19 protein-coding genes and 1 riboswitch are annotated in these 25,688 nt (G+C 66.6%); of the genes, 7 read left to right on the forward strand and 12 right to left on the reverse strand.

The features are described 5' to 3' along the window. The first annotated feature begins 31 nt into the window (after positions 1 to 31). Positions 32 to 382 (forward strand): copper-binding protein, encoded by a 351-nt coding sequence (locus tag KDW55_RS04645; protein ID WP_040139894.1) that lies wholly within the window; start codon positions 32 to 34, stop codon positions 380 to 382. 163 nt (positions 383 to 545) lie between these two features. On the opposite strand, the gene KDW55_RS04650 is transcribed toward KDW55_RS04645, so the two are convergent. Together KDW55_RS04650 and KDW55_RS04655 are read right to left on the reverse strand one after the other, a co-directional pair. Next, positions 546 to 956 (reverse strand): VOC family protein, encoded by a 411-nt coding sequence (locus tag KDW55_RS04650; RefSeq protein WP_209822787.1) that lies wholly within the window; start codon positions 954 to 956, stop codon positions 546 to 548. A 64-nt stretch (positions 957 to 1,020) separates the two neighbouring features. After that, a complete protein-coding gene (locus KDW55_RS04655) occupies positions 1,021 to 1,482 on the reverse strand; it encodes an Lrp/AsnC family transcriptional regulator (RefSeq protein ID WP_040139890.1) in 462 nt (153 codons plus the stop codon). A 115-nt stretch (positions 1,483 to 1,597) separates the two neighbouring features. Here KDW55_RS04655 and KDW55_RS04660 point away from each other — a divergent pair, with 115 nt between their 5' ends. Next, positions 1,598 to 2,230: a LysE family transporter gene (locus KDW55_RS04660; RefSeq protein ID WP_212160090.1), complete on the forward strand. Its 633-nt coding sequence runs from the start codon at positions 1,598 to 1,600 to the stop codon at positions 2,228 to 2,230. 58 nt (positions 2,231 to 2,288) lie between these two features. On the opposite strand, the gene KDW55_RS04665 is transcribed toward KDW55_RS04660, so the two are convergent. The 5 genes from KDW55_RS04665 to KDW55_RS04685 form a co-directional block, all read right to left on the reverse strand. After that, entirely contained in the window at positions 2,289 to 4,217 is a 1,929-nt protein-coding gene (locus KDW55_RS04665) for a TonB-dependent receptor (protein ID WP_209822645.1), read from the reverse strand. A 330-nt stretch (positions 4,218 to 4,547) separates the two neighbouring features. Then, positions 4,548 to 4,740, reverse strand: a riboswitch (cobalamin riboswitch). 145 nt (positions 4,741 to 4,885) lie between these two features. After that, positions 4,886 to 5,119, reverse strand: a complete 234-nt coding sequence (locus KDW55_RS04670) for a hypothetical protein (RefSeq protein WP_209822644.1) — start codon at positions 5,117 to 5,119, stop codon at positions 4,886 to 4,888. A gap of 130 nt (positions 5,120 to 5,249) precedes the next feature. Then, the gene (locus KDW55_RS04675; RefSeq protein WP_209822643.1) at positions 5,250 to 6,224 is read right to left on the reverse strand and encodes a threo-3-hydroxy-L-aspartate ammonia-lyase; all 975 of its coding nucleotides are present in this window, start codon (positions 6,222 to 6,224) and stop codon (positions 5,250 to 5,252) included. Between the two features lie 56 nt (positions 6,225 to 6,280). Continuing rightward, positions 6,281 to 6,919, reverse strand: coding sequence for a PAS domain-containing protein (locus KDW55_RS04680; RefSeq protein ID WP_040139882.1), 639 nt, complete (start codon positions 6,917 to 6,919; stop codon positions 6,281 to 6,283). Next, a complete protein-coding gene (locus KDW55_RS04685; protein WP_040139880.1) occupies positions 6,916 to 7,446 on the reverse strand; it encodes a YbaK/prolyl-tRNA synthetase associated domain-containing protein in 531 nt (176 codons plus the stop codon). Before KDW55_RS04685 ends, KDW55_RS04680 begins: the two co-directional genes overlap by 4 nt. 405 nt (positions 7,447 to 7,851) lie before the next feature. On the opposite strand from KDW55_RS04685, the gene KDW55_RS04690 reads away from it, so the two are divergent. Continuing rightward, positions 7,852 to 9,438 carry an isocitrate lyase gene (locus tag KDW55_RS04690; protein WP_040139878.1) on the forward strand — a complete coding sequence of 529 codons (1,587 nt, stop codon included), beginning with the start codon at positions 7,852 to 7,854 and terminating at the stop codon, positions 9,436 to 9,438. Positions 9,439 to 10,183: 745 nt separating this feature from the next. After that, positions 10,184 to 12,049 carry a phosphoenolpyruvate carboxykinase (GTP) gene (locus tag KDW55_RS04695; RefSeq protein WP_212160088.1) on the forward strand — a complete coding sequence of 622 codons (1,866 nt, stop codon included), beginning with the start codon at positions 10,184 to 10,186 and terminating at the stop codon, positions 12,047 to 12,049. Positions 12,050 to 12,208: 159 nt separating this feature from the next. Here the strand turns inward: KDW55_RS04695 and KDW55_RS04700 are convergent, their stop codons facing one another. After that, complete coding sequence (locus KDW55_RS04700) at positions 12,209 to 13,873, reverse strand: acid phosphatase (protein WP_212160087.1); 1,665 nt, start codon at positions 13,871 to 13,873, stop codon at positions 12,209 to 12,211. Positions 13,874 to 14,277: 404 nt separating this feature from the next. Here KDW55_RS04700 and ftsH point away from each other — a divergent pair, with 404 nt between their 5' ends. Both ftsH and KDW55_RS04710 read left to right on the forward strand, forming a co-directional pair. Then, positions 14,278 to 16,245, forward strand: coding sequence for an ATP-dependent zinc metalloprotease FtsH (ftsH, locus tag KDW55_RS04705; protein WP_040139871.1), 1,968 nt, complete (start codon positions 14,278 to 14,280; stop codon positions 16,243 to 16,245). A gap of 145 nt (positions 16,246 to 16,390) precedes the next feature. After that, complete coding sequence (locus tag KDW55_RS04710) at positions 16,391 to 16,858, forward strand: OsmC family protein (RefSeq protein WP_069243011.1); 468 nt, start codon at positions 16,391 to 16,393, stop codon at positions 16,856 to 16,858. 28 nt (positions 16,859 to 16,886) lie between these two features. On the opposite strand, the gene otsA is transcribed toward KDW55_RS04710, so the two are convergent. The 3 genes from otsA to KDW55_RS04725 form a co-directional block, all read right to left on the reverse strand. After that, positions 16,887 to 18,293 (reverse strand): alpha,alpha-trehalose-phosphate synthase (UDP-forming), encoded by a 1,407-nt coding sequence (gene otsA / locus KDW55_RS04715; protein ID WP_040139869.1) that lies wholly within the window; start codon positions 18,291 to 18,293, stop codon positions 16,887 to 16,889. 290 nt (positions 18,294 to 18,583) lie between these two features. Beyond that, on the reverse strand, positions 18,584 to 20,209 hold the full coding sequence (locus KDW55_RS04720; RefSeq protein ID WP_212160128.1) for a methyl-accepting chemotaxis protein: 1,626 nt from the start codon (positions 20,207 to 20,209) through the stop codon (positions 18,584 to 18,586). 431 nt (positions 20,210 to 20,640) lie between these two features. Then, positions 20,641 to 22,719, reverse strand: a complete 2,079-nt coding sequence (locus tag KDW55_RS04725) for a TonB-dependent receptor (RefSeq protein ID WP_212197883.1) — start codon at positions 22,717 to 22,719, stop codon at positions 20,641 to 20,643. A 409-nt stretch (positions 22,720 to 23,128) separates the two neighbouring features. Between KDW55_RS04725 and adhP the strand changes: the two genes are divergently transcribed. Then, the gene (gene adhP, locus KDW55_RS04730) at positions 23,129 to 24,157 is read left to right on the forward strand and encodes an alcohol dehydrogenase AdhP (RefSeq protein WP_069243009.1); all 1,029 of its coding nucleotides are present in this window, start codon (positions 23,129 to 23,131) and stop codon (positions 24,155 to 24,157) included. A 64-nt stretch (positions 24,158 to 24,221) separates the two neighbouring features. Here the strand turns inward: adhP and KDW55_RS04735 are convergent, their stop codons facing one another. After that, positions 24,222 to 25,676, reverse strand: a complete 1,455-nt coding sequence (locus tag KDW55_RS04735) for a sialidase family protein (protein ID WP_212160084.1) — start codon at positions 25,674 to 25,676, stop codon at positions 24,222 to 24,224. Positions 25,677 to 25,688 lie beyond the last annotated feature (12 nt).

Here is a 25,688-nt window from a genome sequence, read left to right on the forward strand (position 1 = left end):
GCGTTCGTCATTGCCAGGTCGGGATGACTCCATGAAGATTCGCTGCGTTGCTGTCGCCGTGCTCGGCATGATGGCCGTTGCGCTGGCCATGCCCGTGCGCGCGGCCGGCGGCATGTCCGACATGAACATGGGCGACATGAAGGCATCGGCGCCCGATGCTGCGTTGACCGATGCGGAAGTCAAACGGATCGATGCGGTGCAGCGGACGCTGACGCTGAAACACGGTCCGCTCGCGAACGTCGGCATGGGGCCGATGACGATGACGTTCAAGGCCGGCGACCCGGCGATGATCGAGTCGCTGCATGCGGGTGACAAGGTCAAGGTGCGGATCGAGCGCGTGAACGGCGCGCTGACGATCGTGAAGCTCGTGAAGCAACGGTGATTTGATCGGCGTCGCGGCCGCCGTGCGTGTGCACGCGGAGTCGAGTCGCCGCATACGGCGGCATCGCTTCGGCTCGGGCCGGCCGCCGCGATATTCGCGGGCCGTCCTGCAGCCCGCGCAAGCGCGGCATGTGACCGCGACCGATATACGCGAGGCGGCGGCGCTAACCCGCATCGTCGCCGGAAATGTCTTCCGGCCGCGCAAAATTCAACTCGATACCATTCCCGGCCGGGTCGGTGAAAAAGAGCTGGAGCTGTCGCGTGAGCGGCACGTAGGTGCGCGAGTACCGGACCCGCGCGTCGGCGAGCCGCCGTTCCATCGCCGCCGCGTTTTCGCATGAAAACGCCATATGGTCGAACGTATTGACCGCGTGCGACGGCCGCACCTCGCCGGGCCGCGCTTCCGACAGATGCAGAATGGCGTGCTCGCCCGCATACAGCCAGTAGCCCGCGCTCTGGAACGGCGGCCGATAGCCGGGTTCAAGGCCGACGACATCCACGTAGAAATCGCGCAGCGTGTCGAGCGTCGCCCGGTCCGCGCGCAGGTTGTAATGATTGAGTCCGATGACTGGCATGGCAAGGGTATCCGGTTCGTGCAAGGTGCGCATTGCACAGCATCGCGCAGAGCGGGGCGTCCTGTCACGCCCGCGATGCTTTGCCCGCCGCGGCCGGACGCACGAGCCCGCGCGCGGGAAGCGGCGTCGACATGACGATCGACGTGCGCGTTTCGCCGTACAGGTTGATGCGTTCGATCAGTTGCTCCAGATGCGTCATGCTGACGGCGACGAAGCGCATCACGTACGAATCCGCGCCGGTCACGTGATGGCACTCGACCACTTCGGGGATCGTTTCCAGCAGTTTCAGGAATTTGGCCTTCGCCGGTTGCGGCACCGTGATGCCGATCAGCGCGCTCACCGGGTAGCCGGCCGCGGCCGGATTGACGCGCGCCGTGTAGCCGTCGATCACGCCGGCCGCTTCGAGACGCTTCACACGCTCCGTCACCGCCGGCACCGACAGGTGGACCTGGCGTGCCAGTTCCGTATAGCTGATGCGGCCGTTGGTCTGCAATTGCGCGAGTATCTTCCAGTCGAGTTCGTCCATCGTGGCGGAGCTTTTAAGGTGAAGCGGCCATTTTTCCTTAAAAACCGCGTTCAGCGGCGACCGGACTTTCCCTACGATAACGGTTCGAGTCATTGCATGTCGCGAGGAGCCGGCCATGCTGTTCATCAAGTCCGTCGTGATCGGGTTGTCGATCGCAGTACCGGTCGGGCCGATCGGCATGCTGTGCATCCAGCGCAGCCTGAGCCGCGGTTTCCAGGCGGGCTTTGCGACCGGCATCGGCGCCGCGTGCGCCGACGCGATCTACGGGCTGCTCGGCGCGCTCGGCGTCGCGGGCATCGTCACGGCGTTTCCGATGTTGACCGTCGTGCTGAAGATCGGCGGCGGTGCGTTTCTCGTGTGGCTGGCCGCGGGCATCGCACGACAGGCGCCGGCGGCAGCGCGGCGCGACGTGGCGCGCACCACCGTGCTGCGCGATTTCTTCACGACGTTCGGCCTGACGCTGTCGAACCCGATGACGATCCTGTCGTTCGTCGGGATCTTCGCGGCGCTTGGCCCGCTGGCGGGCCCGCAGCACGGCACGATCGGGCCGACCGTCGCGCTGATGGTCGCCGGCGTGTTCGTGGGGTCGGCCACGTGGTGGCTGTGCCTGAGCAGTGCGACCGCCGCATTGCGCATGAAGATGTCGCTGGCGTTCATGCACGGGCTGTCGCGCGCCTCGGCCGTCGTGATTGCGGGGTTCGGCGCGATCCAGCTGGTCGCGGGCGTGCGCGGCGTCGTGGGCGCCTGATGCACCGGTGCGGCGTCGACGCCCGTGATGGCGGGCGCCGACGCGTGCGCGGCGCGCGTCAGAACGTGTAGCTGACCTTGCCGAATGCGGTGCGGCCGAGCGTGTTGTACCCGTACGCGGTCATGTACTGACGGTCGAACAGGTTCGACAGCGACGCGGACACCGTCAGACGCGAGTTGATCCGGTACGACGCGCGCAGGTTCACGGTCAGGTACGACGGCAGATACATCGTGTTGGCCGGGTTGTCGAACGTCGTGCCGCCGTAGGTCAGCGACGCGCCCGTGCTCAGCGCGTGCAGCTTCAGCTCGTCCCACGTGTGGTCGATGTTGACGCTGACGGTCTGCCGCGGCCGGCGGCTCAACCAGCTGTCGTTGGTTTCGTCCTGCGGATTCAGGATCCCGATCGCGACGCTGACGGGCGTCGAACGGCCGATCGCGCCCTTGTACGACAGATCGATTCCGCGGATATGCGCGCGGCCGATGTTGATCGGCGAGAACGTCGCGGGGTTGTACGCGATCAGGTTGCTCACGCGCGTGTCGTAGATCGCGGCGCTGAACGTGCCGTACGCGGTGTTCGCGTCGAGCGCGGCCTCGACCGTATTGCTGCGCTCCGGATTCAGGTCCGGATTGCCATAGCCGGGGTAGTACAGGTCGTTGAATGACGGCAGGCGGAACGCGTTGCCATAAGACACGCGCGCCGTGTACACCGGCGTGATCGCCCACGAAAGCGCCGCGTTGCCGGTGTTTACAGCTTTCCCCGCGATGATTTCGTGACGGCCCGCGACGAACATCGTCACGCTGCCGAGCGTGGCCGATTGATGCAGCGAGAATGCGGAATCGTTGCGGGTCGGCACGCCGTCCGGCACGTCGACCGGCAGGAACGCCTGTTCGCGCGTGAAGTCGTACGCGAGCTTCGTCTCACCCGACAGCGGCAGGCCGAACAGATGGAAGCCGCGCTCCTGGTGCGTGAGCGACGTCGACGTGCTGATGCGCTGCGAGTTGATCTGGTCGGTCGGGATGGCCGGATCGCTCGCGTACAGGAACTGGCGGTCGTTCGCAAAACCGAACGACTGGTCGAACTGCGTGTCGGGCGTGATGTCGAGATGGAACGCGATGCCGGTCGTCAGCTGATGATCGAGCTCGCGGTTCGCAAAGCCGGCATTGTCGAACGACAGGTCGGAGCGGTGATACAGCGCGAACGTCGACACCGACCAGTTGTCGCGCGCGTAGCCGAGACGCGCGTCGAGATCCTGTGCGTGATACGGGTTGCGGCCGTTCTCGTGGTACGGCAGCACGGGCCGCGTCGAATCGATGCCGGCCGTGTTGTAGTCGTGCAGGCCGAGCGCATACGTGAGCCCGCCGAGCGCGGCGAGCGGCCCGGTCGACGGCACGGTGCCCGACGTGCGCAGCTGCGTGTCGAAGGTCTTGTTCGAGCCGCCGCCGAACGACGCCGTGGTCTGGTTCGGCTGGCCGGCCGCGCGGCGCGTGAACAACTGCACGACGCCGCCCATCGCGTTCGCGCCGAACGATGCGGCCGCCGGCCCCGAAATCACCTCGACGCGCTCGAATGCTTCGGTCGGCAGGTCTGCCCATGGCGCGACGCCGGTGGTCGGCGAGCCGATCCGGATTCCGTCGATGAATACGGCAACCTGGCTCGCGGACGAGCCGCGGATGCTCACCGACGCGGACGAGCCCGGGCCGCCGCTCTGCGATACGGTCACGCCCGGCAACGTCGCCAGCGCCTGCGTGATGCTCGGATCGCTCGGCGACAGCCGCTCGAGATCGGCGCGCGTGAGCACCTGCGTCGTCGCATAGCGCTGATCGAACGACTCTGGCAGGTGCCGCGTGTCGGTCACGCTGATCGTCGGCAGGGTGGGGGCGTCCGCGGACGGCGACGGCTGTGCGGGCGCCGCGTCGCCGGCGGCGTGGGCAAGCGGAGCCAGCAGCGCGGTGGCGGCGGACGTGGCGAGAAAGTGGCGAAGGTTCATGAGGCAGCGAAACGTGATCGTGTTGCGGGTACGGCGAGCGTAAGCGGGGCGCGCGGCGGGCTGGCGCATCATCGCGGAATGGGACGGCGTGGGCGCCGCGTGTCGTCATCGTGCGTGGGCCACGCGCCGGGCGACGCCGGTGCCGCGGGGCCGAACATGGGCGCGCCCCGGCCGCGTTGGCGGGCGACGCGCCGGTGCAACGCCTGCGGCGCGCAAGCGATTACGGAAAGAATGGACATCTGAGGGTCCTGAGGTCGGGCCGTCCATGCAACGGGGGCAACCGCCAAAGGCGGTGCCTGGCGCGCCGGGACACCCCGCCCGGTGCGGCTGCTTGGACCTCGGGTCGATGGCAGGTCTCCTGGCTCGCGGGTCGTTATGCGCGCCTGCCTTCCCGGTATCCCAGTGGCGTGCGGTGGCGCGGATTCGCCGCTTACAGTTGCGGGGGCAGCCGCAGATTCGAGGCATGGCCTCCCTGCGTTCCCTTTTAATCCCGTTGTCGGGAACCATCAGCGCGCAAGCGTAATGGCGAGCGCTTGCGCGCGTCAATTGCCGGCGGGAACGGGGTGCGAAAAAACGTCAGTGTGCGGGCAACGCTTCCCACAACCGTTCTTTTGCGCGTGTAGCGCGCGTTTCATGTCTGATGAAACGGCGCGTCGGCGGCTGCAGCACTACATATGCATGCCGGCGTGAGCGCGGCCGCCCGGCTCGCCGCCGCGATCGGGCGGCGAATTGTTCTGATCGATCTTCGCGAGCACGAAGCCTGCGGATGAGTGACCGGCAGCCTGCTCGACGTGGTCGCGCGGCGCCGCGGCGGAAAAACCGGATGACGCGACATGCGGTTGAGCGAACGTCGGCATGGACGCTGTCGCGAGAGCGGCGGCGACGATCGCGTGCGTGTTCATGATGGCTCCTTCTTCACGACCGACTGCGGGATGATGCAATCAGTGTAGGGCGCGAAACTTAACGCGGCGTAAAGGAGCGGCGGCGCACGGACGACGCGGGCTTCATCGCGTCATCGGCGCGCCGCGCCGGTCATGCGTGCGCCGAGACGAGCGCGCAGAAGTTCTCGAGATCGACGTTGCCGCCGCTGATCACGATGCCCACGCGCTTGCCTTTCAGTTCGTCCTTCATCCGGCGCGCGGCCGCGAACGACAGGCAGCCGGTCGGCTCGACGACCAGCTTCATGCGGGTTGCGAAAAAGCGCATGCAGTCGACGAGTTCCGCGTCGGTCGCGGTCAGGATGTCGTCGACGTCGCGGCGCAGGATCGGGAACGTCAGGTTGCCGAGGTGCTGCGTTTGCGCGCCGTCGGCGATCGTGCGCGGCGTGTCGATGTGGACAATGGCCCCGGACCGGAACGATTGCTGCCCGTCGTTGCCGGCTTCCGGCTCGACGCCGTACAGCTTCGCGTGCGGCGACAGCGCGCGCGTCGCGAGCGCCGTGCCGGACAGCAGGCCGCCGCCGCCAAGCGGCGTGAACACGGCGTCGAGCGGACCGGCTTCATCGAACAACTCCTTCGCGGCCGTCCCCTGGCCCGCAATTACGTCAGGGTGGTCGTACGGCGGGATCAACGTGAGCCCGTGCCGCTCCGCGAGTTCGCGGCCGATCTGCTCGCGGTCCTCGGTATAGCGGTCGTATGTGACGACGTTGCCGCCGTAGCCGCGTGTTGCGGCCATTTTCGCGGCCGGCGCGTCCTGCGGCATCACGATCGTCGCCGGGATGCCGAGGATGCGCGCCGACAGCGCGATCGCCTGCGCATGGTTGCCCGACGAGAACGCGACGACGCCATGTCGGCGCTGCGCTGCGTCGAAGCGCGACAGCGCGTTGAATGCGCCGCGGAACTTGAACGCACCCATGCGCTGCAGGTTTTCGCACTTGAAGAAAACCTTCGCGCCGAGCGCTTCGTCGATCGTCCGCGACGTCATCACGGGCGTGCGGTGCGCGTGGCCTTCGAGCCGTGTCGCGGCGGCCGCGACGTCGTCATAGGTAGGGAGGGGCGGAGTGTGCATGAGTCGCTCGTCGGAAGGTCAGTCAACAGGTAAGCGGGGCGGCCCGAGGGCACGCGTCATTTTGCATCGTTGTATACGGTGGCGCGCGATACGCCGAGATGCTGCGACACGATCTCCATCGCGCGGCGCACGTCGAGGAAACCGTCCGCCTTCAGCGTCTGCATCAGCGCACGGCGCTGGTCGGTCTTCAATTCGCGCGGCGTGGTCGCGAGGCGCGTAGCGAATGCGTCGATGCGTTGCCGGATCGCATCCGCGCCGGCCGGATCGAGCGTTTCCGCGACCGGCACGCCGTCGATGCTGCAGAACTGGTTCAGCATTCCCTGGAAGCCGCGGAACAGCGTGATGTCCGCGTTCAGGCACAACGCGGCCACGTAGCGGCCGCTCGAATCCTTGATCCCGACCGACGTGCTCTTCGCGGTGCGGCCGTCCGCGAAGCGGTTCGCGTAGTTCGCGAGCACCTGCGGAAAGTTGTCGTCGGCGATGCGCGCGAGCCCGAGTTCGGTCGCCGGGTCGCCGATCGCTCGGCCAGACAGGTTGTTGTGGATCGCGAGGATCGCGTGCTCGGGCGTGCGCAGGTCGTGCACGACCACCTCGGTGAACGGCGCGAGCATCGCACCGAGGCCTTCGGCGATGCGCAGCACCTGCTCGATCAGCGACGCCTGTTCCGATTGCGGCGTCGGGCTGGGCGCGGTCATGCGTCGGCCTCGAGCGCGCGCGTGGGGTTCGCGTCGACGGCTTGCGGCCGGGTGATGCCGGCCAGCAGCGGGCGCGCGATCCGCACGTAGTCGGATGCATCGAGCACGATTGAACGATCGAGCCGGCCCGCGTTGAACGCTATTTCGTCATTGAGTTCGATCAGCGCGGGATCGACGACGAGCGTCACGTTCGCGTCGAACACGAACGGCGGCACGGCGCCCATCACGCAGCCCGTGACCGCGGCCGCGAGTTCCGGCGGCGCGAGCGTCGCCTTGCGGCGGCCCACCGCGTCGGCGACCTTGCGGAAATCGATCTTCAGATGGCCGGGGATCACCGCGAGCGCGGTGGCGTCGCCGCCGTCCTTGAACGTGCAGAGCATCGCTTTCGCGCCTTGCTCGGGACGCGTGCCGCGGATCGCGGCGATCACGTCGGATTTGCCTTCGGCCGGGTGCTCGAGCACCCGGAAGCGCGCGCTGGCGGTCGCCAGCAGGTCGCACAGCGCATCGAAAACGGGGTAGTCGCTCATCGGGAGGCCTCGCGGGAGGAGCGGCGCCTCGCAATGCGCGGCGGACCGGTTTGGGTTCGAAGAATTGTCCAAGTATAGACGTTTTGTCATGACCGTGGCAAAGACAATGCCGGGGCCGCGAAAGCTGTCGTTTCTTCGAGTGCCGAAAGGCCGTTTCATATCGCGGAATGCAGCGGCGATTCGCGACGCACGGCCTTTCCGCCGCTTGAAAACCTGTTTTGCATCGCAAAAAGGCGCGCTTATCTCATTGAAAAACAAGAGAAATTTATATCTTATGTCTTATATAAGACTCGTTCGAAACCGCGATGACCGGCGTTAGTATTGAGTCCATGCAGTTCGCCTCGTCACACGCGGCGGGCACGCTGAACTCTTTACCCAAATGCGCTTCGTTCCCAGGAGATAGACATGTCCCAATATCAAGACGACATCAACGCAGTGGCTGCTTTGAAGGAAACCTACGGCAGCGCGTGGAATGCGATCAATCCCGAGTATGCGGCGCGCATGCGTGCGCAGAACAAGTTCAAGACGGGCCTCGACATCGCGCGCTACACCGCGAAAATCATGCGCGCGGACATGGCCGCCTACGACGCCGATCCTTCCAAGTACACGCAGTCGCTCGGCTGCTGGCACGGCTTCATCGGTCAGCAGAAGATGATCTCCATCAAGAAGCACTTCAACAGCACCGAACGCCGCTACCTGTACCTGTCGGGCTGGATGGTCGCCGCGCTGCGCTCGGAGTTCGGCCCGCTGCCGGACCAGTCGATGCACGAGAAGACCTCGGTGAGCGCACTGATTCGCGAGCTGTACACGTTCCTGCGCCAGGCCGACGCACGCGAGCTGGGCGGGCTGTTCCGCGAGCTCGATGCGGCGAAGGACGCTGCCGCGAAGGCCGCGATCCAGGAAAAGATCGACAACCACGTGACGCACGTCGTGCCGATCATCGCCGACATCGACGCCGGCTTCGGCAACGCCGAAGCAACCTACCTGCTCGCGAAGCAGTTCATCGAAGCGGGCGCATGCTGCATCCAGATCGAGAACCAGGTGTCCGACGAGAAGCAGTGCGGCCACCAGGACGGCAAGGTCACGGTGCCGCACGAGGACTTCCTCGCGAAGATCCGCGCGATCCGCTACGCATTCCTGGAGCTGGGCGTGGACGACGGCATCATCGTCGCACGTACCGACTCGCTCGGCGCCGGCCTGACCAAGCAGATCGCCGTGACGAACACGCCGGGCGACCTGGGCGATCAATACAACTCGTTCCTCGATTGCGAAGAACTGTCGGCCGATCAACTGGGCAACGGCGACGTCGTGATCAAGCGCGACGGCAAGCTGCTGCGTCCGAAGCGCCTGCCTAGCAACCTGTATCAGTTCCGCGCGGGCACGGGCGAGGCGCGTTGCGTGCTGGATTGCATCACGTCGCTGCAGAACGGCGCCGACTTGCTGTGGATCGAAACCGAGAAACCGCACATCGCGCAGATCGGCGGCATGGTTCGCGAAATCCGCAAGGTGATTCCGAACGCGAAGCTGGTGTACAACAACAGCCCGTCGTTCAACTGGACGCTGAACTTCCGTCAGCAGGCTTACGATGCGATGAAGGCCGAGGGCAAGGACGTGTCGGCGTACGACCGCGCACGCCTGATGAGCGTCGAGTACGACGACACGGAACTCGCGAAGATCGCCGACGAGAAGATCCGCACGTTCCAGGCCGATGCGTCGCGTGAAGCAGGCATCTTCCATCACCTGATCACGCTGCCGACGTATCACACGGCCGCATTGTCGACCGACAACCTCGCGAAGGAATACTTCGGCGACCAGGGCATGCTCGGCTACGTGGCCGGCGTGCAGCGCAAGGAAATCCGTCAGGGCATCGCGTGCGTGAAGCACCAGAACATGTCCGGCTCGGATATCGGCGACGACCACAAGGAATACTTCAGCGGCGAAGCAGCGCTGAAGGCGGCTGGCAAGGACAACACGATGAATCAGTTCGCGTAATCGTCCGACCTGCGGCACGACGCCAATCCGTTCATCACGGGTTGGCGTTTTTCCATCCGGGCAGTCGCGGCGGCGTTACGACGTGCCGGCTCGTCGCCGTCACGGAGGTCGCGTCGAAATCGACCGCACGTGTAGTGCTCCGCGCGAGCGCGCGACGCCGTTCATCGACGTTGAAATCGCCGAGCGCGTATTACCCCGGATTGCCCGGTGCGCCGTTTTGAGCGGTGCCGTACGCGGTGCTTCGCGACAGATGTTTGTGTACGCAACCTAATTCAGGGTTTGCCTGAGTAGCGAAAACGCCAATTCGCTCCGCACGCATTCGCGTGTGTCGCGTGCGCATCCATGACGCCAATTTTTCCGTCGCCCCGAAAGCCTTGCCGCACGGCCGTCCCGCCGGATTCGTCCCCAAAGCGTGCGCGTGGATGCAGTAAAAAGGACTTGTCTGCAACGCGCGTGCCGATACGTCGTCACAGTTGTTTCTTGTTGCAACGCAACGCCCGCCCAATAACGGCGATGGTATGCTGGCCGGCATGGCGTTGTACGGCAGGTTGCTTGCATGGCGAAACTCGCGTTCGCTCGCTTATACGAGACATCACATTCTCTCGCCCGCATCGCGGCATCGACACGCGCACCGTTCGCGCGTCCCGTGTTGCGCGTCGCTTCAACCTGCGCTCCGACCGCATTCCGCATCTTGCGGGCCCGCCCCGCATCCTCCATCCCCGCCCAATAATCTGGAGACATTTCCATGTCGCAAATCTCTTTGGCCGAAGCGACGCACGGCCCGCTGATCGCTCCCCCGGCATTCGTCAAACATCGCAAGCTCATCGATTGGGTGTCGCGCATCGCGGCGCTCACCGAGCCCGAGCGCGTCGTCTGGTGTGACGGTTCGCAGGAAGAATACGACGCGCTGTGCCAGGCGATGGTCGATCAGGGCACGCTGATTCGCCTGAACCCGGCGAAGCGCCCGAACTCGTATCTCGCGCAGTCCGATCCGTCCGACGTCGCGCGTGTCGAAGATCGCACGTTCATCTGCACCGACTCGCCCGACGACGTCGGCCCGACCAACAACTGGATCGCGCCGGGCGAAATGCGCGACACGCTGAACGGCTTGTTCCGCGGCTCGATGCGCGGTCGCACGCTGTACGTCGTGCCGTTTTCGATGGGGCCGCTCGGCTCGCCGATCGCGCATATCGGCGTCGAGCTGTCCGACAGCCCGTACGTGGCCGTGAACATGCGGATCATGACGCGCATGGGCCGCGACGTGTACGACGTGCTCGGCGAGGACGGCGATTTCGTGCCGTGCGTGCACAGCGTCGGTCATCCGCTCGAACCGGGCCAGCAGGACGTGCGGTGGCCGAGCAATCCGGTGAAATACATCGTGCACTTCCCCGACACCCGCGAAATCTGGAGCTTCGGGTCGGGCTACGGCGGCAACGCGCTGCTCGGCAAGAAGTGCTTCGCACTGCGCATCGCGTCGACGATGGGCCGCGACGAGGGCTGGCTTGCCGAACACATGCTGATCCTCGGCGTGACGTCGCCGGCCGGCAAGAAATATCACGTCGCGGCGGCGTTCCCGTCCGCGTGCGGCAAGACCAACTTCGCGATGCTGATTCCGCCGCAGGGCTTCGACGGCTGGAAGGTCACGACGATCGGCGACGACATCGCATGGCTGAAACCGGGCCGCGACGGCCGCCTGTATGCGATCAACCCGGAAGCGGGCTTCTTCGGCGTCGCGCCGGGGACCGGCGTGAAGACCAACCCGAACGCAATCGCGACGCTGAAGGAGAACGTGATCTTCACGAACGTCGCGCTCACCGAAGACGGCGACGTGTGGTGGGAAGGCCTGACCGACACGCCGCCCGCGAAGCTCACCGACTGGCAGGGCAACCCGTGGACACCTGACATCGGCAAGGAGACCGGCCGCAAGGCCGCGCATCCGAACTCGCGTTTCACCGCGCCTGCGTCGCAATGCCCGTCCATCGACGCGGACTGGGAGAATCCCGCGGGCGTGCCGATCGACGCGTTCATCTTCGGCGGACGCCGCTCGACGACGGTGCCGCTCGTGACCGAAGCGCGCGACTGGGTCGAAGGCGTGTACATGGCCGCGACGATGGGCTCGGAGACGACCGCCGCGGCCGTCGGCCAGCAGGGCATCGTGCGTCGCGACCCGTTTGCGATGCTGCCGTTCTGCGGCTACAACGTCAGCGACTATTTCGCGCACTGGCTGAAGCTCGGCAAGCAGCTCGAAGCCGCGGGCGCGAAACTGCCGAAGATCTATTGCGTGAACTGGTTCCGCAAGGGCGCGAACGGCAAGTTCGTCTGGCCGGGCTTCGGCGAGAACATGCGCGTGCTGAAGTGGATGCTCGATCGTCTCGAAGGCAATGGCGGCGGTGGCGAACACGCGTTCGGCGTGTCGCCCGCGTATGACGACCTGCACTGGGACGGGCTCGACTTCACGCGCGAGCAGTTCGATGCGGTCACGTCGATGAATGCCGACGAATGGCGCGACGAACTGAAGCTGCACTCAGCGCTGTTCGACACGCTGAAGCTGCGTTTGCCGACCGAGCTTACCGATACGATGAAGAAGATCGAACAGCGTATCGGCGCGTGACGGGCAGTATCGGGCTCACGACCTGAACGCGGCGGGGCCGTCCCGCGCCGGCTTCGATGGCCGGCGCGGGACGTTTTCGCTTGCGCGATGCGCAGGGGCGGCCGCGTTGCACCGCGGCGGCGCCCTTGCCGTTGAAGGCGAGCGTACGCCCGTCGTGCGTCAGCCGAGGTCGAGCGCGTTCGTCAGGTCGCCCGGCGGCGTCGCACCGCGCGATGCGAATGCCTTGTCGCGCGCGGCCACACCGTCGAGCGGCGCGAGCCCGTGCACGCGGCTGATGAAGCGCAGGATCGAGTTCGTGTCGTACATCGTGTGATCGACGTAACCCTTCTTCGCGAACGGCGAGATCACGAGTGCCGGAATCCGCGAGCCTGGGCCCCAGCGATCGCCAACCGGCGGCGCGACGTGATCCCACCAGCCGCCGTTCTCGTCGTGCGTCATCACGATCACGGTGTTCGCCCACTGCGGGCCGCGTCGAATCCGCTCGATCACGTGCGCGATGTGGCGATCGCCGGATTCGACGTCCGCGTACCCGGCATGCATGTTCAGGTTGCCTTGCGGCTTGTAGAACGCGACGGCCGGCAGGCGGCCCGCGTCGATGTCCGCGATGAAGCGATTGGTCGACGGCTCGCCGCCGAGGCCTGCATCGCGCAGGTGCCTGCGACGCGCTTCGGTGCCAGGTGCATAGTTCGCGAAGTAGTTGAACGGCTGATGGTGGTACTGGAAATCCGGCACCGTGCCCGTGTCGCGATGCTCGAGCGCGTATTGCCACGCGCCGCTGTACCACGCCCAGTCGACGTTCTTTTCCGACAGGCGATCGCCGATCGTTGCGTGGACTTGCGGCGGGATCACGCGGTGGTCGGACGGATCCGCATAGGCGGCGTTGCCGGGATCGGGCGGCGGCACGTAGCTCGGCTGATACGGCGGCGCCATCGTGTTCACGCCGTAACCGTCCGGTGTGAGCGGCCCGTCCACCGCGAACTTCGGCGGGCCGTCGAGCGCGGACGCGGGCGAATCGGCGGCGAGCGCGAGGCGCGTGCCGGCCGGATCGTCGCCGTCGACCTTCGACAACAGCTTCGCCGCGTGCGGATGCTTGTGCGCGTCGGGATAGATCGGCGGCTGCGCCGAGATCAGGAACATGTGGTTCAGCCACGAACCGCCGAAGGCCGCCATGAAGAAGTTGTCGCACAGCGTGTACTGCCGCGCGAGATTCCACAGTCGCAGCGTGTCGGCGGAATTGCGGTAGTGACCCATCACGAGGCCGCCCGAATCGGCCCATGCGGCGAACTGGTTGTTGCGGCCTCCGGCGATCTGCATCTGGTTCTGGTAGAAGCGATGCCACAGATCGCGCGTGATCACGCCGTTCGGCAGCGGCTTGCCCTGCGCGTCGGCGATCCGGAACGGCGCGTTCGGCAGCTTGTCGATGTCGCGCTCCGCGATCGCGTAGCGCTTGCCGTCCACTTCCTGCGCCTGCGGCACCAGACCGCCCCAGATCTTCGGCAGCACCGGCAGCGGCGTCTTGCCGTCGCGATCCAGCTGCTGCGCATGCTCGGGCCGCACGTCGCTCAACGGATACTGGACGCCCGGAAAGTCGCCGTACAGGTTCGCGAAACTGCGATTCTCCGCATAGATCACGACGATGTGGCGCACCTGCCGCCGCAGCGCTTCGTCGAGCCGCAGGTCGGCAGCGGACCGCGGCGCGCTGCCGGGCGTGGTCTCGCAGCCGCCCAGCGCGACGCCCGCGCCGAGCGCGGCGAGGCCGCCGAGCATGCGGCGGCGGTCGGGATCGGCGGGCAGGTCGTCGGGGCGATCGGGGGTGTCGTTCACGTCGTGTGCTCCTCGAATGGGCGGTTGTCGTTCGATGCGCGGCAGCGTGTTCGCGCGTGCCGGGACCGGAACGGGGCGCAACAACCGGCGGCGCGAGCGATGCGATGCCCGGCGCGGCGCCGCTTGTCACAAAACTGTCACGAACGCGACTATAACGCGGGCCGCAGTGCCGATCAAAGCCGTTGGTCAGACGATGCGCGACGCACACGCGCGAACTAGACTGAAGGCGTGGGCTGCGCGTCGCAGTGCACGGTCCGCCGCGAACGGCGCGCCGGTCGCACGTTCGCGCTGTCATTCATGCGATGAAACGCGGCAGCGGCAGTGTGCAGCCATTGCGTGCGCGCGCGGCGGGCGCTGCCGCGCGCCGCCACCCGCGCGTGTACGGGCCGGCCCGATGTCATGCCATGGACAGGAAATTCGACTACGCAGGATTGCTGATCGCCGCGGGCTTCTTCGTGCTGTTCGCCGCGCAGTTGCTGATGCTGCGTCCGGCGTCGACGATGATCGCGTACAGCGATTTCCATCGGCTCGTCGCCGCGCGGCTCGTCGACGATCTCGAGATTGGTTCGACGGCGATCACCGGCACGCTGAAGATGCCGCAAGCCGGCGCGCTGCTGCCGGCGTCCGAAGTTGCGGCCGTGAAGCACGACGGCGCGCCGCCGCGCTTTGCGACCAATCGCGTGACGGACCCGCAACTGATCGACTCGCTGAGCGCCGCCGGAATTCGTTTTCACGGCACGTCCGATACCGGCTGGATCACGGCGCTCGCGTCGTGGCTCGTGCCGCTCGTCGCGTTCGTGTTCATCTGGAACCTGATGGTGCGCCGGCGCGGCGGGCTGCAGGACTTTACCGGGATGGGCAAGAGCCGGGCGCGCGTGTACGTGCAGCAGGAAACCGGCATCACGTTCGACGACATCGCGGGCATCGACGAAGCGAAGGCCGAGCTGCAGCAGCTCGTCGCGTTCCTGCGCAATCCCGATCGCTATCAGCGGCTCGGCGGCAAGATTCCGAAGGGCGTGCTCGTCGTCGGCGCGCCGGGTACCGGCAAGACGCTGCTCGCGCGCGCGGTGGCCGGCGAGGCGGCCGTGCCGTTCTTCACGATCAGCGGCTCGGCGTTCGTCGAGATGTTCGTCGGCGTCGGCGCGGCGCGGGTGCGCGACCTGTTCGAGCAGGCGCAGCAGAAGGCGCCGTGCATCGTGTTCGTCGACGAGCTCGATGCGCTCGGCAAGGTGCGCGGCATCGGCCCGATGTCGGGCAACGACGAGCGCGAGCAGACGCTCAACCAGTTGCTCGTCGAAATGGACGGCTTCCAGGCCGGCTCCGGCGTGATCATCATGGCCGCGACGAACCGGCCCGAAATCCTCGATCCGGCGCTGCTGCGTCCGGGCCGCTTCGACCGCCACATCGCGATCGACCGTCCCGACGTGAACGGCCGCCGTCAGATTCTCGGCGTGCACGTAAAGCGCGTGAAGCTCGCGGCCGACGTCGATCTCGGCGAGCTCGCGTCGCGCACGCCGGGATTCGTCGGCGCCGATCTCGCGAACGTCGTCAACGAAGCCGCGCTGCATGCGGCCGAACTCGGCAAGCCGGCGGTCGGGATGGACGACTTCGACGAGGCGATCGATCGTGCGCTGACGGGCCTCGAACGCAAGAGCCGCGTGATGAACGCGCAGGAGAAACTGACGATCGCGTATCACGAAGCCGGCCATGCACTCGTTGCGGAAAGCCGCGTGCACTGCGATCCGGTGAAGAAGGTATCGATCATTCCGCGCGGCGTCGCGGCGCTCGGCTACACGCAGCAGGTGCCGATCGAGGATCGTTACGTACTGCGTCGCAGCGAGCTGCTCGACCGGATCGACGCGCTGCTAGGTGGACGCGTCGCCGAAGAGCTCGTGTTCGGCGACGTGTCGACGGGCGCGCAGAACGATCTCGAACGTGCAACCGCGCTGGCGCGCCACATGGTCATGCAGTACGGGATGAGCGAGAAGATCGGCCTGGTAAGCATTGACGACGGCGATGCGCGCACCGGCATGCCTGGCGTGTGGCATCCGGGCGAGGGCCGCTGCAGCGAGCACACCGCGCGGATGATCGACGACGAGGTGCGCACGCTGCTGACGGACGCGCATGCACGCGTCGCGGCGACGCTGGGCGAACGCCGCGACGTGCTCGAACGGCTCGCGCGGCGGCTGCTCGCGTGCGAGGTGCTCGAACGCGATGCGTTGCAGGCGCTGATCGACGGGCGTGTCGAGCCGGAATCCGCGCGCTCGCCGGCCGATCCCGTAGCCTGCACGAGTGCGAATGCGCCGGAACGGGCGTCGGCGGTCGAGCGCGATTTCGCCGCATACGGACGGCCGCACGAGCCCGAGCGCTGAAGCGCGAAGCTTCCGGCAGCCACGGGGTGGGGCCGCGATCCCGATATCGATCGCATCGCACCGGCGCCCGGCGCTGCGAATGATGTTCGCCGGCGCGGCGTCACGCCGGCTTTTCCTGTGCTCTTTTGCCAGTCACGGAGTCGCCATGAGCGAGGCGCACGTATCGGTCGATGTCGCGCAGCATGCGCGTTTCAGTTTCGAAGTCACGTTTGCCGGCACCGATCTGTCGCCGGTACTGACCGACGAACCGCCGCCGCTCGGAGCGGGCCGCGGGCCGAACCCGGTGCGGCTGCTGGCCGCTTCGGTCGCGAGCTGCCTCGCGGCGAGCCTGCTGTTCGCGCTGGAAAAACAGCGCGTCGATCCGCAGCCGGTCGCCGCGCATATCGACGTGGACATGGTGCAGAACGACGCGGGCAGGGTGCGGGTCGGCGCGATGGCCGTGACGCTGTCGGTCGGCAAGGCGTGGTCCGATCTCGCGGCCGCGACGCGCTTGCTCGACCGGTTTGACGCGTATTGCGTGGTGACCGAGAGCATGCGCGAAGGCATACCGATCTCGGTGGCGGTGCAGGACGTGAACGGCGCGGTGCTCGATCGCGAGACGACCGGCGTGTGACTGCGCGCGACGCGCAACAGCCGGGGCGTCAGGACGCCGTCGCGGCGGCGACTTCCGCAGCTTCGGCGAGCGCGTCGAGAAAGCGGCCGCGCCACCAGTGCACGTCGGTCTTGCGCACGATCGCCATCAGCGCGTCATGGCGCTGGCGGCGCTCTTCGAGCGGCATCGTCAGCGCGCGCTGGATTGCCTGCGCGGTGCCTTGCGTGTCGTACGGATTCACGAGCAGCGCAGGCTTCAGCTGTTCGGCGGCGCCGGCGAAACGCGACAGCACGAGCACCCCGGGATCGGCGTCGTCCTGCGCGGCCAGAAACTCCTTCGCGACCAGGTTCATCCCGTCGCGCAGCGGCGTGACGAGCGCGACGCGGCTCGCGCGATAGAGGCCCGGCAAGCGCTTGCGCGCGACCGTTCGGTGGATGTAGCGCATCGGCATCCATTCGAGTTCGCCGTAGTCGCCGTTGATCGCGCCGCACAGGCTGTCCATTTCGCGCCGCAGGTCGTCGTATGCGCCGAGATCCTCGCGGCTCGGCGCGGCGATCTGGATCAGCGTCGCGCGGTCGCGGTTCTCCGGATACTGTTCGAGCAGCTGGCGGAACGCGTGCACACGCTGCGGCAACCCCTTCGTGTAATCGAGCCGATCGACGCCGACGAGCAGCTGGCGGCGCGAATACTCGTCGCGCATCCGCTCGAACATGTCGATGCCGTCGCGATTCTCGGCGAGCGCGGCGAATTCGTCGACGTTGATGCCGATCGGGAACGCGTCGGCCGACAACGTGCGGCCGAACGCGCGCAGTCGGCCGTCGGGCAGCCGCGCGGCACCGGCTTCGGCCTCGACGTAGTGCTCGAAGTGCAGCAGGTCCGATTCGGTCTGGAAGCCGACGAGGTCGTACGCGAACAGCGAACGCATCAGCCACTCATGCTCCGGGATCGCGGCCATGATCGGCGGCGGCGGCATCGGAATGTGCAGGAAGAAGCCGATCGGATTCCTGCAGCCCATCGCGCGCAACTCGGCCGCGAGCGGAATCAGCTGGTAGTCGTGGACCCAGACCGTATCGTCGGGGCGCAGCAGCGTGCTCAGCTTGCGCGCGAACAGCTGGTTCACGCGCCGGTAACCGTCCGCGAAGCGGCGGTCGAACTGCGCGAGATCGAGCCGGTAGTGGAACACCGGCCACAGCACGTTGTTCGAGTAGCCGAGGTAATACGCGTCGTAATCCTGCGGATCGAGATCGATCGTCGCGAGCTGAATGCCGCCGACGTTCTGGATCTGCACGTCGTCTCCGTGCGCGGGACGCTCGCCTTCACCGCGCAGCCTGCCGCTCCATCCGAACCAGACGCCGCCTGTTTCCTGCAGGCTGTCTTTCACGGCCACGGCCAGGCCGCCGGCGGCGGCTTTACGGGGATCTGCAATGCGATTGGATACGACGACGAGTCGGCTCACCAGCTCTCCTGCGAATGGTTGGGGAAAGTTCGTGCGGCCAGGGCGCGAGGCGGACGCCGCCATCGACGCGAGGCGCGATGGGGCCGCAATACGATCGGACGGGAATCAGGGGCATGCGATTCGCCGTTCGAACGCGGAGTGCTTTTTAAGCATACTCGTCATTCGAATGATTTAAAAGTGCGAGTCTGCGTTTGAAGCGGTCGCGAATGGCCTCCAATGCGCGGGATGCCCGACATCGTGCGGCCGGGACCGAAAATTGCGCACGCGCGTGAAGGCCGCGCGTGTAGGCGTTACGCCGCAGCGGTTTGCCAGTGCGACACGGAGGCGGCCCGATGCGCGGAGACTGCGTGGTCGCCGGCCGGCATCCTGAACGCGGACACCGTTTCCGACAGCTCGCGACCTTGCGCCTCCAGCGATTTCGACGCGGCCGCCGCTTGCTCGACGAGCGCGGCGTTTTGCTGCGTCGTCTCGTCCATCTGCGTGATCGTCAGGTTCACCTGGTCGATGCCGCGGCTCTGCTCGGCCGAGGCTGCCGCGATTTCGCCCATGATGTCGGTGACGCGCGCGACCGCCTGCGTCACGTCCGCCATGGTCTTGCCCGCTTCGCCCGCGAGTGCGGAGCCGTCCCGGATCGTCTGCACCGACGCGGAGATCAGCTCCTTGATTTCCTTCGCAGCGGTCGACGAACGTTGCGCGAGGCTGCGCACCTCGCTCGCGACGACCGCGAAGCCGCGGCCTTGTTCGCCCGCGCGCGCCGCTTCGACCGCAGCGTTCAGCGCGAGGATGTTGGTCTGGAACGCGATGCCCTCGATGATGCCGGTGATGTCGGCGATCTTCGACGAGCTGTGGCCGATTTCCGTCATCGTATCGACGACGCGGCCGACCACCGAACTGCCGCGCAGCGCGACGTCCGATGCATTCGCGGCGAGCGCGCTCGCCTGCTGCGCGTTCTCGGCGTTCAACCGCACCGTCGACGTGAATTCCTCCATCGTCGCAGCCGTTTCCTGCAGCGACGCTGCCTGTTCCTCGGTGCGCTGGCTCAGGTCGAGATTGCCCGATGCGATTTCGCCGACCGCGTGTGCGATGCTGTTCGACGAATCGCGCACACGGCCGACGATGTCGATCAGCCGCACATTCATCGTGCGCAGTGCGTCGAGCAGGTCGCGCGTCTCGTCGTTGCCGCTCACGTCGATGCGGCTGCCGAGATCGCCGTTGGCCACCGTGCGCGCGACGTCGACCGCCGTGACGATCGGCGCCGTGATCTTGCGCGTGAGCCACAGGCCGCCACCCGCGGCGACCGCGATCGCGGCTACGCAAATTGCCAGCAGCACGTTGCGCTCGGCCGCGTATCGATCCGCAAATTGCTGCGCGATCGCGACTTCGCGCTCGTGCGTATAGGTTGCGTACGCATCGGTCGCGCGAACCAGTTGCGCGAGCAACGGACGGCAGCGGCTATTGATATCGGCAGTCGCTTCGTCCTTCTTGCCGGCCTGCGCGAGGCCGACGATATTGAGCGCGACCGGCCCGTAGCTCGCTTCGACGCGGACGATTTCGGCGACCAGTTCGCGCGCACGGTCGGTGGTATCGATCGCATTCGCCATCATCGTCTTCAGCTGCGCGAGACGGTCCTGCACGTCCTTGTGCGCCTGCTGGACTTCGGCCAGCTCGGCCTGGATATCAGAGGGCGCGCTTACGAGCACGAGATTGCGCGCGGCGATCGCGCGCCGGTCCACGGCCGTGCGGATTTGCGCGGCCAGGTTCGCTCGCGCGTTGATGCCGTTCATGTAGCGGGAAAACTCGTCGTTGGTGTCGGACAGCGCTTTTAGCGCCATGCCCGACACGATCACGACCACCGCGGCAAGCAAACCGAAGCCGCCAAGCAGTTTGGCCTTGATGGTTATTCTGGTGATTTTCACGATGCGCCCCTGTGCGAGTGTGGTTGGCGATGGGATTTGTTCTTCGATCGGGTACGGGCTCGTGCCGGTATTAACGGGCATTCAGAAAATTTTCTTTACCCTTCGAAAACCCTGATATCGATTTATTTTTTTGCCGAAATCCCTGGCGGGGCGGGCATTTTTGATCCATGTCAAAAACGCAAAATCATCCATGGCGCGGCGCATTCAAATGCGGATTAAATGGCCGGTCCAGCCGGTGAATTTAAAATGAACGCTCTAATTCCCGGCATTGGAATATTCATGATTTATCGATGAATACCGGCACGCGCGTACGAAACTGGGCCCGGGAAACGGTGCGCGCCAGCGGAATGAGCGCCGTTGGGAAAATAAAGCCGGCACCGGCCATTGGCGGTGCCGGAGAGTCGCGCAGCGAGCGCAACGGCGCCGGGAAATCAGAACGTGGTGCGCAGGCCGGCCATCACGCTGCGCCCGCCTTGCGGCGCGAAGCCCCGCACGACCGAGGTCGCATAACGGATCTCCTGGTTCGTCAGGTTGTCGCCGCGCAGATACGCGAGCCAGTGCGTCGCGCCGACGCGGAACTTGTACGTGAGCAGCACGCCGAGCGACGTGTAGCCGCCGGTCGGCACGTCGTTGTCGGGCACGCGGTGCTGCGACCACGCGTGCGTGACCTGTGCGCGCGCACCGAAAGGACCGTACCCGTAATCTGCCGCAACCGTCGCGCGCAGCGGCGCAATGCGGGGCAGCGGCTCGCCGGTGTCGACGTTGCGCGCGTGTGTGTAGTCGGCGGTCAACTCGAGGTCGACCGTATGACCGCGGCGCGAGAACGCGCGCCATTTGCCGTCGAGCTCGACGCCGTAAAACTCGGCGCGCACGCCGCGATAGACCGCTTCCGCGAGCGTATCGCCGGCGCCGGGCGCGACCGGCTCGCCGTCGCCGTCGACGACGCGGCCGGTGTTGTACTCGGTCAGATAGTTCGAGAAACGGTTGTAGAACACGCCGACGCTGCCGCGATTCGGGCCGCTCGCATAGCGCAGCGACAGGTCGGTCGACACGGCTTTTTCCTTCGACGCATTCGGGTTGCCGATCAGGAACTGGCCGGTCGCGTCGTGCGGGCCGTTGGAGTACAACTCGTAAAAGGTCGGCGCGCGTTCCGTATACGCGACGTTCGCCGCGACCGACCAGACGGGCGTGAGCGAGAACAGCGCGCCGGCCGATACGCTGCCCGCATTGAAGTCGCGCGGCCGCGCGCTGGCGAATTTCTCGACGCCGGCCGGATCGGGATCGACCTTCACGTGCTCGATGCGACCGCCGACGCTCAACTTCAGCGCCGGATCGACCTGCCATTCCTCGAGGCCGAACAATGCGACGCTGTTCGTGCGCGTGGACGGCACGAGCGTTTCGTCGCCGAGCGCCGAGAACGTGTTTTGCCCGAACTGCACGCCGATCGCGCCTTCGAACGGGCCGATCCTGCGATGCCGCGCCTCGATGCGCGCCTCGTAGCCGCGGTTGCGGAACGTGGTCGCCGTCTCGCCGTTGTCGACTTCCTTGTGCCGATAGTCGGTGTACGCGAAATCGAACTTCAGCTTCGTGAACGGGCCGCTGAGATTGCGCACCTCGGACGCGAACGCGAGGCGTTCCTGACGCATCCGCAGGCGTACGTCGTCCTCGGCGACGGAGCCGTAGTTGGATTCGTAGCCGCTGTAGGACAGGCCCGCGAAGCCGTCGGCCCATGTGTACGACGCGCCGACTGCGCCGCCATGCACGCGGCCGTCGCTGTTCGGCACGCTGCCGACCGGCTGCGGCGTGTCGGGGTCGTCGGTCGCACGCTGCGCGCTGCTGCGCGCATAGCCGGGAATCCGCAGCTTGCTTGTTTCGCGGTCGAATGCATCGACATGGAACGCGAAGCGGCCGTTGCCGGCTTCGACCTGCGCGGCCCCCGCGCGCATCGAATTGGCCCCGCCGTAGCGCGCGTCGAGCGCGCCGGTCACGCCTTCGATCGCGTCGCGCGGAATCCGGTTGTCGATCGTGTTGACGACTCCGCCTACCGCGTTGCCGCCGTACAGCAGCGCGGCCGGCCCGCGCACGATCTCGACGCGCTCGATCGACAGCGGGTCCTCCGGCACCGCGTGGTCGTACGACAGCGACGACGCGTCGTACGCGGCGACACCGTCCTGCAGCAGCCGGATCCGGTCGCCGTCCATCCCGCGGATGATCGGACGGCCGACCATCGGCCCGTACGTGGTGGTCGACACACCGGGCAGGCCGTTGAGGGTCTCGCCGACCGAATCGGCCTGGCGCAGCGTGAGCGCGTCGCCGGACAGTTGTGCGGTCGGCGCGATGAGCTCGGCGTCGCCGAGCGGGTTCGCGGTCACGAAGATCGGCGCGAGCGACGTGCTCCGTGCCGGCGCCGGTGTGGTCGGCGTGTCGGCCTGCGCGTGTGCGACGGCGGCGAACAGCAGCAACGGAACGGGGGACAGCGGGCGAAGCGGTAGACGAGGGAGGTCGCGCATGGTCGTTGGATCGGTTGGAGTGGGATTGGCGAACGAGCGCTGCGGGAGCTGACGTCGGATACGATATATTGTTGCATTTCGCGGACGCAGAAACCCGTTCGGATAGCGCTCGGCGCAGCCGGGCCACCCGGACGGAAAGCATGGGATGAGGGCCGCGGTTGCGAAACGATATGTTATATCATTTCGCAACCGAAACGAAACGGTGGTGTGCAAGGGCGTGCGTGTAATCGGCCATGGCCGCGGCGACAGCGGCGCGCTGTCAGGCCGGCCCCGCGACCCGCGTCGGCCCTGCGATGCTTCGCGACGCAGCGGCCGCCGTCGCGCGCGTTTTCTGCCCGTTGATGCGTATCAAGGCGTCGCTGCTTCGAGCCCGGATACTTGGCGGTCATCGACCAGACAGGAGCGACGCATGACACAAACCATGAAAGCGGCCGTGGTACACGCGTTCGGCGAACCGTTGCGCATCGAGGAAGTGCCGGTTCCGACACCGGGCCCGGGGCAGATCCTCGTCAACATCAAGGCGTCGGGCGTCTGTCACACCGATCTGCATGCGGCCGACGGCGACTGGCCCGTGAAGCCGACGCTGCCGTTCATTCCCGGGCACGAGGGCGTGGGCGTCGTCGCGGCGGTTGGCCCCGGCGTCACGCACGTGCGCGAAGGCGACCGTGTGGGCGTGCCCTGGCTGTACACCGCATGCGGTCACTGCGAGTACTGTCACACCGGCTGGGAAACGCTTTGTCACGGGCAGCAGAACACCGGCTATTCGGTCAACGGCAGCTACGCCGAATACGTGCTGGCCGATCCCGACTATGTCGGCCATCTGCCCGCGCAGGTCGCGTTCGACGAGATCGCGCCGATCCTGTGCGCCGGCGTGACCGTCTACAAGGGGATTCGCGTGACCGACACGCGTCCGGGCCAGTGGCTCGCGATTTCAGGCATCGGCGGGCTGGGCCACGTGGCCGTGCAATATGCGCGCGCGATGGGGCTGCACGTCGCCGCGATCGACGTGTCCGCAGCGAAGCTCGCACTTGCGCGGGAACTCGGCGCACAGCTGACGATCGATGCGTCGGTCGACGATCCGGCGACGGTCATCCAGAAGGAAATCGGCGGTGCGCACGGCGTGCTCGTCACGGCCGTGTCGCGCAGTGCGTTCGCGCAGGCGCTCGGGATGGTACGGCGCGGCGGTACGGTGGCACTCAACGGCTTGCCCCCGGGCGATTTCCCGCTGCCAATCTTCTCGACCGTGCTGAATGGCATCACGGTGCGCGGCTCGATCGTCGGCACGCGCCGGGATCTGCAGGAGTCGCTCGATTTCGCCGCGGACGGCCTGGTGCGCGCGCATATTCATCGCGACCGGCTCGCCAACATCAACGACATATTCGCGCGCCTGCGCGCAGGGCAGATCGACGGGCGCGTCGTGCTGACCGACATGCATTGACGCGCAAGCGGTCGCGCTGCCGCGACGCAATGCAGGTCGCGGCAGCGCATGCGTCATGCGCGCATCACGGCGCGAAGAACACGTCGGTGCGATTCGTCAGGTTGCCCGCGTTGGTCTGGACGAACAGCGGGTGGAACGACGACGACGGCAACACGTCGAGCCCCTGGTAATCGCCGATGAAGTATCCCTCTGCGTTCGGCGCGAGCTTCATGTCGAACGGGCCGCCGACGCGCCGTTCGTCGGCGAACGTGGCGCCGCCGTCGTGCGAGATCTTGCGCCAGAATCCGGTCGGCAGCGTCGTCGTATTGCCGGCCTGCAGGTCGCGGAAGTCGTAGTGCGTGACCATCACCGCGCCCGTATTGTCGACGCGCACCGACGGATTGAACGCCGGGCGCCCGGTCGGCGTGTTGATCTGCATCGGCGCGCTCCATGTTGCGCCGCCGTCCTTCGACGTCGACAACGCGATCTCGTCGTAGTGGCCGCCGTTGAAGCGGCTGTCTTGCCAGACGACGTAAAGTTGCCCCGACGCGGGATCGATCGCCGGCTCCGGAATGATGTCGCCGGTGCGGACCGGTTCGCCGGTGTTCGGGTCCGTCACGCCGACCGTCTGCAATCCGGCGATTACCTGCGGCTTCGTCCACGTCGCGCCGTCGTCGGTCGACTTGACGAACGCGACCTTGCCGGCCGCCTTGTTGAACGGCGGCTGGATCAGGTCGAAGAAGTTGTAGAGCGTGCCGGTTCTCGGATCGACGACGATCTGGTTGCCGATCGTCTGCTGCCGCGACGGCACGTTGACGATGATCTTCGCGGCACTCCACGTCTTGCCGCCGTCGACCGTTTTCGAGAAGAACGTCGGCCCGCGATAGGCCTGAGTATGCAGGTTCGCGTACGGGTTGCCGTTCGGCAGTTCGAGACGGTCCCACACCGCATACGCGGTGCCGGCTTTCACCGGGTTCGCCGTCACCGATTCCTTGTCGTTGAAGAACTGCGTCGTCGGCTCGTCGTTCGCGATCAGCACGGACGGGCTGCTCCACGTCTGTCCGCCGTCGGTCGACACCGACGCCGCGACCGCGTTGCCGTTGTTCGACTGGTTGAACGAGATCGATACCGAATAGGCGGTGCCGTCTGGCCCGAACGACACCCATGGATCGGATACGCGCTCGTACTTGAGTCCGCCCGGCGCGCATGCGCTGAACGGCTGCGGCGTGCGCGCCCAGGTCGCGCCGCCGTCGAACGTGTAGCCGGCGACGAGCCCGTGCGCGCCGCCGTTCGACCAGCGGTCCTGCTGCCACACGCCGATCATGTTGGTCGGGTTCGCTGGATTGACCGACAGCCACGGTTCGACCTCGGCATTCACGTAGTTCGTGCCCGGGCCGCCGATGGTGCACGCGGCGAACGGGCTTGGGCCGGATACGGCGACGGGATCGGCGTGCGCCGCGGCAGCGGCGATCATCGCCATTGCGGCGGACAGGCGGGTGACGCGGATGACAAGCGAAGGGGACACGATCGTGCGTCGCATGGACTGCTCCTC

This window comes from Burkholderia sp. AU19243, assembly GCF_018148075.1.
In the GTDB taxonomy this organism is placed as follows: Bacteria; Pseudomonadota; Gammaproteobacteria; order Burkholderiales; family Burkholderiaceae; genus Burkholderia; species Burkholderia latens_A.